General features: G+C 62.0%; 12 protein-coding genes. 5 read left to right on the top strand and 7 right to left on the bottom strand.

Features of this window, described 5'->3' with window-relative positions:
- Positions 1–36 precede the first annotated feature (36 nt).
- Both WAO69_RS17755 and WAO69_RS17750 read left to right on the top strand, forming a co-directional pair.
- Positions 37–813, top strand: a complete 777-nt coding sequence (locus WAO69_RS17755) for a potassium channel family protein (RefSeq protein WP_422181615.1) — start codon at positions 37–39, stop codon at positions 811–813.
- Between the two features lie 140 nt (positions 814–953).
- On the top strand, positions 954–3368 hold the full coding sequence (locus tag WAO69_RS17750) for a GcvT family protein (RefSeq protein ID WP_422181613.1): 2415 nt from the start codon (positions 954–956) through the stop codon (positions 3366–3368).
- On the opposite strand, the gene WAO69_RS17745 is transcribed toward WAO69_RS17750, so the two are convergent.
- From WAO69_RS17745 to WAO69_RS17720, 6 genes are all read right to left on the bottom strand, one after another.
- Positions 3365–4087 carry an RES family NAD+ phosphorylase gene (locus tag WAO69_RS17745; protein ID WP_422181611.1) on the bottom strand — a complete coding sequence of 241 codons (723 nt, stop codon included), beginning with the start codon at positions 4085–4087 and terminating at the stop codon, positions 3365–3367. The genes WAO69_RS17750 and WAO69_RS17745 overlap by 4 nt on opposite strands.
- The gene (locus WAO69_RS17740) at positions 4065–4448 is read right to left on the bottom strand and encodes an MbcA/ParS/Xre antitoxin family protein (RefSeq protein WP_422181609.1); all 384 of its coding nucleotides are present in this window, start codon (positions 4446–4448) and stop codon (positions 4065–4067) included. Before WAO69_RS17740 ends, WAO69_RS17745 begins: the two co-directional genes overlap by 23 nt.
- 59 nt (positions 4449–4507) lie before the next feature.
- Entirely contained in the window at positions 4508–6133 is a 1626-nt protein-coding gene (locus tag WAO69_RS17735) for a hypothetical protein (protein ID WP_422181607.1), read from the bottom strand.
- Positions 6134–6137: 4 nt separating this feature from the next.
- Complete coding sequence (locus WAO69_RS17730; RefSeq protein ID WP_422181605.1) at positions 6138–7472, bottom strand: HlyC/CorC family transporter; 1335 nt, start codon at positions 7470–7472, stop codon at positions 6138–6140.
- A gap of 102 nt (positions 7473–7574) precedes the next feature.
- Positions 7575–8522: a site-specific tyrosine recombinase XerD gene (locus tag WAO69_RS17725; RefSeq protein ID WP_422181603.1), complete on the bottom strand. Its 948-nt coding sequence runs from the start codon at positions 8520–8522 to the stop codon at positions 7575–7577.
- Positions 8523–8525: 3 nt separating this feature from the next.
- A complete protein-coding gene (locus WAO69_RS17720) occupies positions 8526–10034 on the bottom strand; it encodes a hypothetical protein (protein WP_422181601.1) in 1509 nt (502 codons plus the stop codon).
- Between the two features lie 236 nt (positions 10035–10270).
- On the opposite strand from WAO69_RS17720, the gene WAO69_RS17715 reads away from it, so the two are divergent.
- Together WAO69_RS17715 and aroB are read left to right on the top strand one after the other, a co-directional pair.
- Positions 10271–10861, top strand: a complete 591-nt coding sequence (locus tag WAO69_RS17715; RefSeq protein ID WP_422181599.1) for a shikimate kinase — start codon at positions 10271–10273, stop codon at positions 10859–10861.
- On the top strand, positions 10862–11971 hold the full coding sequence (gene aroB, locus WAO69_RS17710) for a 3-dehydroquinate synthase (RefSeq protein ID WP_422181597.1): 1110 nt from the start codon (positions 10862–10864) through the stop codon (positions 11969–11971).
- A gap of 407 nt (positions 11972–12378) precedes the next feature.
- Here the strand turns inward: aroB and ssb are convergent, their stop codons facing one another.
- Positions 12379–12882 carry a single-stranded DNA-binding protein gene (gene ssb / locus WAO69_RS17705; RefSeq protein WP_422181595.1) on the bottom strand — a complete coding sequence of 168 codons (504 nt, stop codon included), beginning with the start codon at positions 12880–12882 and terminating at the stop codon, positions 12379–12381.
- 189 nt (positions 12883–13071) lie between these two features.
- Between ssb and WAO69_RS17700 the strand changes: the two genes are divergently transcribed.
- Positions 13072–13656, top strand: a complete 585-nt coding sequence (locus WAO69_RS17700; protein ID WP_422181593.1) for a lytic transglycosylase domain-containing protein — start codon at positions 13072–13074, stop codon at positions 13654–13656.
- Positions 13657–13761: the final 105 nt, after the last annotated feature.

Genomic DNA, 13761 nt, shown 5'->3' with positions numbered 1-13761 from the left:
GTCAGGGCGCGTATTCTCGTCCTTGATCAGCCAAGGATGGCACAGAGACTCAAAGACAGACTCACGCAGCTTTATGAAGGCGCTTCACCCGGTGCGCGGCGGTTCAGATATGCGCTGATCATCTTTGATTTTGCGTCAATTCTTCTGTTCATTGCGATCGTGCCTTTGCAACAGACACCACTGCTTGGAAAGGTGGTGTTCGGGTTGGGCGTGCTGATCTTTCTGGATTTCGCCGCGCGGCTCTGGATTGCAACGGACCGCCTTGCATTGCTGCGCCGCATCTACATGATCGCCGATGTGGTCGTGATCGCCTCGCTGCTGATCTCGCCATTTATCGAAGGCAATCTGGCTTTTCTGCGGATCCTGCGCGGGCTGAGGCTCATTCATTCCTATCATCTGCTGCAAGATCTCAGGCGGGTCAGCCCGTTCTTCCAAAAACATGAAGAAGAGCTGATTGCAGGTGTGAACCTGTTTGTCTTCGTGTTTTTCACCACTTCCGTGGTGTTTTCGATGTTTGCGCAGACCGGTGCCGGGTTTCAGGGATATATTGACGCGCTGTACTTCACGGTCACTACGCTGACCACGACAGGGTATGGCGATATCGTTCCGCAGACCACCGGCGGCAAATTGTTTTCCGTGGTCATCATGGTTGTGGGCGTGGCGCTCTTCGTGCAACTGGCGCGCGCCATCTTCCGCCCGGCCAAGGTGCATTATGAGTGCCCCAGTTGCGCTTTGACGCGGCATGATTTTGACGCGGTTCACTGCAAACACTGTGGCACGATCCTCCATATCAAAACGCCTGGCTCCGAGTAAGCCCGTCCCGCTGGCCAGGCCAAGGACAGATTTTCCGCCACTTGCCCCCTTGCGACAGCCTATGTCGGTAAAGGGCAATCAGCCGCCTCGCGCCGCGGTCAAGTTGGCCCGCAGTGAAACATCAGCCAAGGACGCCACAGATGCGCACCCATGCCCAAGCCGTTGTCATCGGAGGCGGCGTTATCGGATGCTCGATCCTCTATCATCTGACCAAACTGGGATGGAGCGACGTGGTCCTGCTGGAACGCGATGAGCTGACCTCGGGCTCGACCTGGCACGCAGCGGCGAATATCCACGGGCTGCATGACAGCACCAATATCAGCCGTATTCAGCACTATACGATGAACCTCTATAACGCGCTCGAAGCCGAAACAGGTCAAAGCTGCGGCGTGTTCCAGCCCGGTTCGCTTTATCTTGCGCAAACCGAACAGCGCGAACATCAACTGCGCCTGCAGGCTGCCAAGGCCAAGCTTTACGGGATGAACTTCCACGAAGTCAGCCGGGACGAGGCCGAGCGCCTGCACCCTCTGGTCAATTTCGACGGCATCCGCTGCATCATGTGGGAACCTGACGGCGGCAATGTCGACCCGTCCGGTGTCACCAATGCCTATGCCACCGGCGCGCGCCAGCGTGGCGGCGAGATCATCCGCTTCTGTCCGGTCACCGCCACCGAACAGAAACCGGACGGCACATGGATCGTGCGCACCACAAAGGGCGACATCAAGACCGAATGGGTGATCAACGCAGCCGGTCTCTGGGGGCGCGAAGTGGCGGCCCTTGCCGGGATCGAACTGCCGCTCCAGCCCACGGAACATCAGTATTTCGTCACCGAAACCATCCCCGAGATCGCCGCCATGGACCGCCGCCTGCCGTCGGTCGCGGATCGGGACGGCGAATATTACCTGCGCCAGGAAGGCAAGGGCCTGTTGGTGGGAGCCTATGAGAAAGACTATCGCCTCTGGGCGGTGGACGGTACGCCACAAGGCTTTGGCCATGAGCTGTTTGCCGATGATCTTGAACGCATCGAAGACAACATGATGCGCGCCATCGACCGCGTGCCGGCGGTGGGCGAGGCTGGCATCAAACGCGTGATCAATGGTCCGATGATCTGGTCGCCCGATTCCAATGTGCTGTTCGGCCCCGTGCCCGAACTCAGAAACTACTTCTGCTGCAACGGCATCATTCCGGGTTTTTCCCAATCAGGCGGCATGGGGCAGGCGGTTGCAGAATGGATCATCGAGGGCGAGCCCAAGATGGACCTCTTCCCATGGGATATGGCGCGTTTTGGCACATGGGCCTCCAAGGCCTTCACCCGGGCGCGGGTTGGCGATCAATATGCCAACCGGTTCAAGATCCATTTTCCTGGCGAAGAACGCGACGCGGGCCGACCCGTACGCACGCGCCCGGTCCATGAGACACAAAAGGCCATGGGCGCGGTGTTCGGCCTGAACTATGGCTGGGAACACCCGCTTTATTTTTCCGAGGACGTGGCCGAAAGCGCCGGATTCACCCGCCAGCCGTGGTGGGATGTGGTGGGCCGCGAGGCGCGCATGCTGCGCGAGGCGGCAGGCATCATAGATATTTCGAACTTTGCCAAGTATCGCTGCAAGGGCCCCGGTGCCGAAGACTATCTGAACGCGGTCTTTGCCAACCGGATGCCCACAGCTGTGGGCCGGTCCTGTCTGACCCCCCTGATCGGTGTGCGCGGCGGGATTGCCGGGGATTTCACCGTCACGCGCCTGGCCGAGGATGAATTCTGGATCATCGGTTCGGGCATGGCCGAGCGCTATCACCAGCGCTTCTTCAACGCCGTGCCGCTGCCTGACGACACAAGCTTTGCCTCACAAACCGTTGATATGTGTGGATTTAACGTCGCTGGGCCTTGCGCGCGCGCCATGCTGCAACGCCTGACCAACACCTCGCTTGCCACATCCGATTTCCCCTTCATGCGCAGCAAATGGATCGAGATTTCAGGCATCACCTGCCTGGCACTGCGGGTGTCGTTCACCGGCGATCTGGGCTGGGAGCTGCATTGCAAGACCGAAGACCAGGTGCGCCTCTACGAGGCCCTGCTTGAGGCAGGGACCGAGTTCGGTGCCGGTCCGGTCGGCTCGCGCGCGCTGATGAGCCTGCGGGTTGAAAAGGGCTATGGCTCCTGGAGCCGCGAATACAGCCCCGAGTACTGGCCGCAGGAGGTCGGGATGGACCGTCTGTGCAAGATGGACAAGGAGTTCCTTAACAAGGCGGCTGTCTCCGGGGTGATGCAGAACGACCCGCGCGAAACCCTCATGCTGATCGCGTTGGACGAAGAGGACGTGACCATCTCGAACGCGGATGCCACGGGCGGAGAGCCGATCTTCAAGAACGGCGTCGGTGTGGGGCGCGTGACATCGGGGGCCTATGGGTATTCCGTCGGCATGAGCCTTGCACTGGGATACATCAAGGGGGCCGAACCCGGCGACACGGTCGAGGTCATGGTTCTGGGCAAACCCCACAGGGCGCGCATCCTGCATGAGCCGCCCTTTGATCCCAAAGGCGAAAAGCTGCGGGCCTAGGCCAGTATCAGCCCGGTCGCGCCGATCTCGAACATGTGACGTGCGCGCGTTGTCTCGCAATGCGCGCGTAGCCGTCCGGGGCGCAACAGGAGGTGCCAGGTCTGGCTGGCCACCGGGGCAGGGGCTTCGAATGCAGCACAGCTCAGAACCGCCACATTCGCGCGCGCTTGCGGGTCGCGCACCGACATGTACCGGATCGCCTCGGCACGCGCGGCGCGCAACTCATCTGCCAGATCCAGACAGGCGCCATACTCATCCGGATTCGCCCAATCCCCCGCGCCAAGCAGCGGAGGCGCGGTCAGATCGGCACAAAACGGCGTGGCGATCTCGGCCGCTACGGCCGTCTGTGTCACCGGATGGCGCGGCAGTGGCGTATCGGGCGAGGCCGCGAAGAACCGCAAGGTTCCCCACAGGCTTTCGATGACAGCCGTCAGAACCTCTTGCGATCCATACCAGACTCCGGGGCTGCGCCCGGCGCGGCGAAAGCGAGAGGCACGCGGATAGCGGCCATAGCGAAAGGGCGACCAGAACTGGTAATCCAGATGCTGACACTCCGGTGGCACGGGCGGTTTGCTGTCTTCCAGAATGCGCTCCAGAACCGTCTGTTCGGCATCCGTATCCACGATGCGCACCGTGGCCGGACGATACTGCCCCTCGATCATGCGCCACAACCGGCCCCTATAGGGCCTCAGCGCCTCAGGTGGGAGCACGGGCGGCATCCAGGTAATTCATCACATCCACCAGACCGGCCACATCCAGGATCATCCTCCTCGGGACCTGTCCCAGATCGCTGTTGGAGGCGCGCATCCAGCCCTGCATCGTCTCTGCATCGCCCCCCGCAATCGCATCAAGGCTGCGATAGACCCTGACCAGACAGGCGCTCAACTCGAAGGGTTTGCCGCTCAGCGCATAACCCCCATCGCGCATCCGCGACGCGGTCGCCTCGCTGACGCCGATGATCTGCGCCATATCGCGTTGGCTCAGCCCCAGTTCCGCAGCCGCATTGACCGTGGCCTTGGCCAGAACGCGACCGGGTTCATGGCTGACATCCTCTGACAGATGATGCAGGGCATTTGGCATGGGTCGTCCTTTCTGATGAAAGAAACATAGCAATTCTTTCTCAGAAATTCAATCCCGGCCTATTCGTTCGTCCGGATCGGCGAGCTTTGAACCATCCAGATCGCAATCAGCGGCGCGGCCACCGTGATCAGCGCCACCGTGATCAGCAACCAGCCCAATTGCGAATAATCCGCCGCAACGCTGACCAGCCCGGTCGCCGGGTCCACGACCTCACGCGTGACCACGAAAACCTCGTTGAGATAGCGCGAGCCAAGGTTCGAGGCCGACAGGGCCAGGTTGGTAAATGACGCCATGACCGCAAAGAACGTGGCCTTGAGGTGGCTTGGCGCATTGCGCGCGATCCAGGCCAGCATCGGGATCATCGCGATCTGGCCCAGCGGGCTTTCGACCGCCGCATCCATCACCGCAATGAAACGCGCATCCACAACACCGTTTGTCATCGCCGACGTCCAGTGATGCAGGCCGAAATACAGCCCAAGATTGGGCAGGGACAACACCCCGACGGCGATGGTCAGAAGGATGATGATGTAGACAATCGTCCGGTTGGCCATCAACGGGCGCAGCGCAATCATGCCCACAAGCGTCAGCACAGCCGTCAACAGATAAAGCACCGACAGGAATTGCTGATCAAAGCCCAGCTCATCGATCTCGAACCATGTCAGACCGGCGCCGGGCAGGGGAACCGCGCGAAACACGAAGATGATGACGGCAGTGCCCACCAGCACCCGCGCCTGAGCCGGATCCAATGCGCGGATCAACTGGCGCATCAGCACCAGCACCACGGTCATCGAGCCGGCAAAGACGATCTCCTGCGTATAGGGCACATCGCCGATACCGACCGCAAGCGTCAGCGCGACAAAGGCCGCCCCACCGGTAAAGTACCAATGGTTCGCCTTTACCGCCTCGGGTGTGCGCAAGATCTGCGCCTGCGCCGTCGCCGAGTCGATCCCGCTGCGCACAAGCGCACGAATACGCCACCGCACCTGCACCGACGCCAGCGCCACGCCAGACACCGACAGGCAGGGCAGCAACAGCGCCAGCAGATAGATCTGGCCATAGATCGCCTCTTTGGCGGGCGGGCTCAGATCTTCGATGCCGGAAAACAGAAAGATATTGGCCGCAGCCACGACACTTGCTCCGCCGATCAGCGCGACACGCCCCAGCGTCTGCATGGTGGTATGCATCTGGCGCGTCTCGGTTTCGGTCAGGGGCTGGCCATCGGCATCGCGATCAGGCACTGCCTCGACCGACATCGCATCGGCAACCGCATCCTGAATGACATAGCCACAGGGCGCCAACATCACGGCCAGCACATACCAGGCGGTCGCGCTCATCACGCCATCCATCCAGCCCACGCGCATCGCCAGCCCGTACATGATCGCAAATGACGCCGCCATCAGCGCCGCACCGATCCAAACAAGCACCGCCTTCCAGCGCCAGATCAGATCGACCAGATGGCCCAGGGGCATCTTCAGCGCCCAGGGCAACCCGGCCCAGAACGCCAGCCCGGCCAGGAACGCGGCTGATACGTCCAGGTATTCCTTGACGAAAAACGTCCCCACGATTGCCGTGATGCCCGACGCTCCGAAGGCGAAGTAGACCATCAAGGGCGGCAGGAAGGACCAACGCATCTGGCGCGCCAGATCCAGAAACACCGCATCAAACCACCGGGCTGCGGCTGTCATGGCACTACAACGGTCTGATCTTGAGCCGGGTGATGCGGTTGCCGTCACGCTCCAGTACTTCAAAGCGGAAATTGTGGAACGAGAACACCTGGCCCCGGGTCGGGATCATCTGCGCCTCATGGATCACAAGACCGGCCACGGTATTGGCCTCTTCATCGGGCAGGGACCAGTCGGTCGAGCGGTTGAGGTCACGGATCGTCATCGCCCCTTCCACCACGTAATTGCCGTCCTCACCCTTCAGGACCGGGTGATCGGCATCGGGGTCGAATTCATCGGTGATCTCGCCCACGATTTCTTCGAGGATATCCTCGAGCGTGATCAGACCTTGCAGTGATCCATACTCATCCACCACAAGGGCAAAATGGGTGCGCATGCGCAGGAACTGGCGCATCTGGTCATCCAGATTGGTGGTCTCGGGGATAAAGTAGGGCGGCATTGCCACATCGGTGATCTTGAAATGCTTGAGCGCACTTGCCTCGCCATCGGGTCCGCCGATCAGCTTGTACATGGCGCGCAGCAGATCCTTGGCATGGATCAGCCCGATGATGTTTTCGGGGTCATCCTTGAACACCGGCAGGCGCGTATGGTTGCTTTGCAGACATTGCTGCAGAATGTCCTCGGGCGCATCATCGGCATTGATCATCTCGATGCCCGAGCGATGCAGCATGATCTCTTCCACCAGCCGTTCGGACAGGTCCAGCGCGCCCAGGATGCGGTCGCGGTCTTCCTTTTCCACCACACCTTCGGAATGGCCCAGCGTCAGCGCGCCGGCGATTTCCTCGCGCACCGCCATGATATGGCTGTCAGGATCGGTCTGCACCCCGAACAGACGCAAGACACCGCGCACGAACAAGCGCACCGCCGAGACGACGGGGGCGAACAGCGTGACCACCACGCCAATCGGTGCCGAGACCAAAGCGGCGGCTTTTTCGGCATTCGTGATGGCATAGGTCTTGGGCAGCACTTCGGCAAAGACCAGCACCAGAAGCGTCATGACCAGCGTGGCCAGCGCCACACCGCTTTCACCAAAGGCACGGGTAAAAATCGAGGTCGCCAGCGAGGCGGCCAGAATATTGACCATGTTGTTGCCCAGCAGCACCGAGCCGATCAGGCGTTCATTGTCCTCGGTGATCACCAGCGCGCGTTCCGCCCCGCGTGAGCCCTTGTCAGCCTGACTGCGCAGTTTTCCGCGCGAGGCCGCCGTCAGCGCGGTTTCCGAGCCCGAGAAAAACCCCGACAGCACCAGAAGAAGGAGGATCACGCCACATGTGATCCAGAATGCGCCATCCAAAGTGCCGCTCATCGCCGCGTCCGCAAGCGCGTCTGTTGCAGGTTCCATAAGTCCCAAATTTTTCCGTTAGCTGTTAAGGTGGTTATGGGCATGAGCTGCGCCGCGATCAAGGGGAGTGGTGACGAATTCGCAGCCACTGTGGCGGCCGCACTAGCCTTTCCGGCGATCCGCCGCGGTGGCCAGCGGGTGATGCTCGAGCACCAGTTGTTGCAGGCGTTCTTCCAGAACATGGGTGTAAATCTCGGTGGTGGCCACATCCGCATGGCCCAGCAGTGTCTGGATCGAGCGCAGATCGGCACCATTGGCCAGCAAATGCGTCGCAAAGGCATGGCGCAGGGTGTGGGGCGTCACGCTGTCTGGCAAGACACCACCGGCAACCGCAAGTTCCTTGATCAGCAGATAGAAGCGGTGGCGCGTCAGATGTCCGCTGGCCCCGCGCGACGGAAACAGGAAACGCGAACGAGGCATGCCCTTGGCAACGCCACGCTCTTCGGTTGCGTCGCGTTCCTTCAGCCAATCGACCAGGGCCAGACGGGCAGGCGGCGACAGGGGTACCATCCGTTCTTTGCCGCCCTTGCCCATGATCAGCAACATCCTCGGATCGCCGCGCGCAGCCGAAACCGGCAGGCTGACCAGCTCGCTCACACGCATGCCCGTCGCATAAAGCAGTTCCATCAGACAGGTATTGCGCAACCGGTCACCGGCTGTGCGCCCCTGGCTGCGCGCCGCCTCAAGCAGACGATCCACCTGTTTCACATCCAGCGTCTTGGGCAGACGCTTGTCGCGCCCCGGTCCGCGGATCTGAATGGCCGGGTTATCTGTGCGCCATCCTTCGTCAAAGGCAAAGCGATAGATTTGCCTGATCGCGGACAAGCGGCGCGCGCGGGTCGATTTGGCCAGACCCTGATCCGAGCAATGGATCAGATAGGCCTCGACCTGATCGCGGTTGGCGCTGTCGAAATCGGCGCCTTGCTCCTGCAACCATGCGGCAAAATCCTTGAGATCCCGCCCATAGGCCAGCTGCGTATTGGTGCTCGCGCCCAGTTCGGCGGCCTGGGCATCCAGAAAGGTCGAAATCCAGCGCTGAGCCTGCAGCATGCCTCAGCCTTCCCGCGCAATCAGCAGTTGGAGCGATGCACGCCGCGCCACGTCTTCCAGACCCAGACTGCGGAAAACGGCGATGGCGTCCTGCAGATCGCGCAGATTTCCCGCCGCCCCGCGATCAAACAGATGGATCGCCTCAAGTACGGTTTCTCCCAGCCGGTCCGCGCTCAGATTTCCGGGCAAGTCAGCGGGTGCCGCAAATCCCGCTGCGATCGTCTCGCTCAGGGCAGAGGGGGCCAGGACTGTCTGCGGGGACCCTTGCGCCAAAGCGATCCAGAAGGCCTCCTGCGGGTTCTGCGCCTCAAAGCCACGCGACAGGGTCTCATAGTCCGACGAGAGCAGCACCATTTCCAACGCATGGCGCCGCGACAGGCCTTGCGGCAAAGCCACCTGCGCCAGGGCCGCCGCAAACAGATCGGCAAAGGGCACCGACAGACCGGCATCGCGCATCGCGCTCCATGCATCGGGCAGGGTCTTGCTCAGCGCATCAGCACTGCGCGTCTTCAGCGCGGTCTCAAAGCGCTGCACCGCCGCCACCCGATCCCAGACCCCACCCGAAGCCGCCGGCAGCCGTTCGGTGTAAAGCCCCAGCAAGGTGTTGGACGCTATCGCCCCGGTGCGCGCCAAGCGTTCGGCGGCTTCCAATTGCGCCTTCCATCCGGCCACATCCCGCAGATCCGCGGTGGCAAAGCGCCGGGGCAGGGAGGCCGTGGGCAGACGCTCGCCAATCGCTTCAAACAGCCGGAACGACAAGGCCGAGGGCGCGCGGGCCTGCGGCAGCGGTGCGGCATCTTCAAAGAGTTCCGGATGCAGGAACCGATCCAGAACCGGGGCGACGCGGGGATCCAGATCATCCAGCGCGAGGCTTGTTTCAAACAGCAGGCTCGCCCCGTCCGGATCACCCAGACGCGCGGTACAGAAGATCAGGGTCTCGCGGTCGGGGCTCAGATGGGGCATCTGCGCCAGAACTGCGCAAATCTCATCCTCGCTCCCGGTCAGAAACGCCGTGTCGCTCCAGCGCGCGAATATCTCGGGGCTGCTTGTCGGGCCGGCCTGTTCGATCAGCGCCTTGGCCGGATCGATCGCCCCAAGGGTCAAAAGCGCGTCGATCCGCGCCAGCATCAAGGCTCCGGCTCCGCGCGGATTGCCCGGCGGAATCGCCTCGCTCAGCAGCAGGGAATAGAGCAGGGACTGCAACGCCGGATGTCCGGCCACGGGGGCATCCACGATCAGGCGCACCAGATCATCGGGCCGGCTGTTCATCCAGACATCCACCGGCAGCCCGGTCACCGACGCGGGCACAAGGCCGACCGGCTTGCGCGGGGCCTCAAGGGGTTGCGTCTCGATCCGGGGTTGCAACCCGGTCAGGCTGACGGGGGGCTCGGTGCCGAGGGGGGCGATCTCGTCTGTCTCAAGCCAGTCGATGATGGACAGGGGGGCTTGCGCGCTCAGCGGCGGCGCAAGCGTCACGACCATCATCAGACCAAGCCCAAAGGCTGCGCGCATCGCCCTCAGCTCCCATCCAGGGTGAGGGGCACGCGGACTTCGGTTTGTGGAGTCGAGAAATCAGCGCCAAAAAACGGCCCGATATAGGTATAACCCACAAGACCTATGGCACCAAAAATTATCAGAAAAAACAGAAACTTGAATAGTTTTACCATACTGCCCTCTTAACCTGCCTCGACCATTTTTGCGTCGTTTATATATGGCCTTTTTATCAAGATCACGTCATTCAGTGGGACATGAGCGGAATTAAGCAGAATATGGGAAGCGCAACCGCAAAACCAAAGGGGTCACGGCTGAAAAAAACCGTCGTGATGGTTGGCATGATGGGGGCGGGCAAGACTGCTGTCGGCCGGGCCCTTGCGGCACGGCTGGACGTGCCCTTCGTGGATAGCGACGCCGAGATCGAGGCCGCCGCCAACCGCACCATCCCCGAGATTTTCGCCCGCGACGGGGAACAGTTCTTTCGCGACAAGGAATCGCGCGTGATCGCGCGCCTGCTGGATGAGGAACCCGGTATCCTGTCCACCGGGGGCGGCGCCTTTCTGGCCGAACGCAACCGCACCCGGATCACCCAGCGCGGCGTGTCCGTCTGCCTAGTGGCCGAGCCCGATGTGCTCTGGAACCGCGTCAGACATAAGGACACGCGCCCCTTGTTGCGCTCGCGCGATCCAAAGGGCACGTTGAACCAGCTTTACCACGAGCGCATGCCGATCTATGCGCTGGCCGATCTCAAGGTGGTCTCGGACGGCGAAGCCTCAATAGACGCCATGGTGGATCGCGTGCTTGTTGCGCTTTCGACCCGGCCCGATGTTCTGACAGAGGACTAAATGCGCCAAACCGTGCATGTGGATCTGGGCGAACGCGCCTATGACGTCCGGATCGGCCCCGGGCTGATCGCTGAATGCGGCACCCATATCGCGCCGCTTCTGGCACGCCCGCGCGTCGCGGTTCTGACCGATGAGACGGTCGGCGCCCTGCATCTCGAGGCGCTGCGCGCGGGCCTGGCTCGCGCCGATATCGCCATGGAGGCGCTCGCCCTGCCGCCCGGAGAATCCACCAAGGGCTGGAGCGAATTCACCCGCGCCACCGGCTGGCTGCTGGATCAGAAGATCGAACGGCGCGACATCGTCATTGCCTTCGGCGGCGGGGTGATCGGTGATCTGGGCGGCTTTGCGGCGGCCGTATTGCGCCGCGGCGTGCGCTTTGTGCAGATCCCGACCTCGCTTCTGGCGCAGGTCGACAGTTCCGTGGGCGGCAAGACCGGCATCAACGCGCCCCAGGGCAAGAACCTGATCGGGGCCTTTCACCAGCCATCGCTGGTGCTGGCGGATACGGATGTTCTGGGCACGCTCAGCGCACGCGATTTCCTTGCGGGATATGGCGAAGTCGTCAAATACGGCCTGTTGGGGGATGCCGGGTTCTTCGAATGGCTCGAAACCAACGGCCCGGCCCTGGCCGCGGGCGACATGGAGGCCCGTGTGCGCGCCGTCACCAGATCGGTCGAGATGAAAGCCCGCATCGTCGAGCGCGACGAAACCGAAGAGGGCGAGCGCGCGCTGCTCAACCTTGGTCATACCTTCTGTCACGCGCTCGAAGCGGCGACGGGATATGGCGCGCGGCTGCTGCATGGTGAAGGCGTGGCCATCGGCTGCGCCCTGGCCTTCGAACTCTCGGCCCGTCTCGGCCTGTGCAGCCAGGAGGCACCCAGCCGCGTGCGCGCCCATCTCAAATCCATGGGCATGAAGACCGATCTGGGCGATATCGAAGGGGATCTGCCCGATGCCAGCACCCTGATCGCGCTGATGGGGCAGGACAAGAAGGTGGTGGACGGAAAACTGCGCTTTATCCTAGCGCGTGACATCGGCGATGCCTTCGTCGCCACCGACGTGCCCACCGACGCCGTAGAGGCCGTGCTAAGGGATGCGCTGACCCGCTAGGTCTCTTTCTGGTAGAAAATACCCAAGACCTCGCCCGATCACACCGCGCGCCGGTGCGCAGACCCCGAGCGTACGCCCGTTTGTGACAGTCTTAACCATCCGCTGTCAAAACCGGCGACGGATATCCCGCATGGGCGGCGGTCTGACACCCCGCACTCCATGTGCCCAGGAGAGAGACGCAGGAACAGGCCTCAAAACCCTTTGTCCTCACGTTCAAAACGGCCAAGCGGCTTTGCTCACACCAAAGCCTGAACGTACCGGTTTACGCCCGGTCCGATCTCCGCCATTGGGGCGGGCCCGCCTTTCTTTCCCGAAGACGCCTATCAACAGGCACGCGCCAGATGGCGCTCGATCGCAGCGGGACATCCCCGCCTGCGATCAAACCGTCATGGGCAGGCTTTGGCGGATCAGAACGGGATTTCGTCATCCAGATCGCGCGAGGGTGCGGGGCTTCTGCCACCGCCGCCCATGTTGTCCGACGGACCGCTGTCATAGCCACCGCCATAGCTGTCGCCATATCCGCCCTGATCGGCGCCGATCTGGCCTGCGCTGCCACCGTCGCGCCCGTCAAGAAAGGTCAGCTCTCCGGCATAGGGGCGCAGCACCACTTCGGTGGTATAGCGGTCCTGACCGGACTGATCCTGCCATTTGCGCGTCTCGAGCTTGCCCTCGACATAGACCTTCGAGCCCTTGCGCAGATATTGCTCGGCAAGACGGGCAAGGTTCTCGTTGAAAATGGCAACGCTGTGCCATTCGGTGCGCTCACGCTTTTCACCGGTGTTGCGGTCTTTCCAGTTTTCAGAGGTCGCGATGCGCAGATTACACACCTTTCCGCCGTTCTGGAACGTGCGCACTTCGGGATCACGCCCGAGATTGCCGATGATGATGACCTTGTTGACTGAGCCCGCCATGATGCCCCCCGCAGTTTTGTCTATCTATGCGTCAGGCCCGCCCTCGAATCTGGCAGGCCGTTCCTGAGACCCTACACTCACCCACAAGCGGTTGAAACATGGTTAACGGATTTGAACAACGAAGACTGGCAAAATCGCCCGAATTGGATATAGTCTCGCCAGGAAAAGGGTATGGGGCATTTTGGCGAGATGAATAAGCCGCTGTTTCTTCTTTTGGCTGCGGGACTTCTTTTGCCGGTCACGGCATCGGCAGACCTGTTTTCGACCAAGAACCGCAAACAGCTGTTCAATTCGCAAAAACGGGTCCTCGATACCCGCGCGGCCACGCAATACGCCTCCTCTGTGCGTTTGCAGCCCCAAACCTCCTATGTACCGGGGCAGGGCGGCATTCCGGCCTATACCGGCAAGTATCGTGGCCCCTATCTTGATATGGCGCGCGCTGCTGCACGTCGCCACGGCATCCCCGAAGACCTGTTCCTGCGACTGGTGCAACAGGAATCGGGCTGGAACTCCTCGGCCCGCTCGCACAAGGGCGCAATGGGTCTGGCGCAACTGATGCCGGCCACGGCGCGCTATCTGCGGGTGGACGCCGATGTACCGGCGCAAAACCTCGATGGCGGGGCGCGCTACCTGGCCGAACAATATCGCACCTTCGGCTCCTGGCGTCTGGCGCTGGCCGCCTATAACGCCGGCCCCGAAGCGGTGCGCAAACACAAGGGCGTACCCCCCTTCAAAGAGACGCGCGACTACGTGCGCATCATCCTGGGCAGCTGAGCCCATGCGCCAAGGCGCTCCGGGTGCCCGGACCTGTGGCGCAGATGGTGCAGACCGCGTGACCGGCTCTTGAGCCCGAAAGGCGCGGGGAACATGACCTTTTCA

The sequence above is a fragment of the Aestuariivita sp. genome (assembly GCF_049276915.1).
Taxonomy (GTDB): domain Bacteria; phylum Pseudomonadota; class Alphaproteobacteria; order Rhodobacterales; family Rhodobacteraceae; genus Aestuariivita.
Note: the sequence above shows the minus strand (reverse complement) of the source record. Positions and strands in the feature narration are given on the sequence as shown.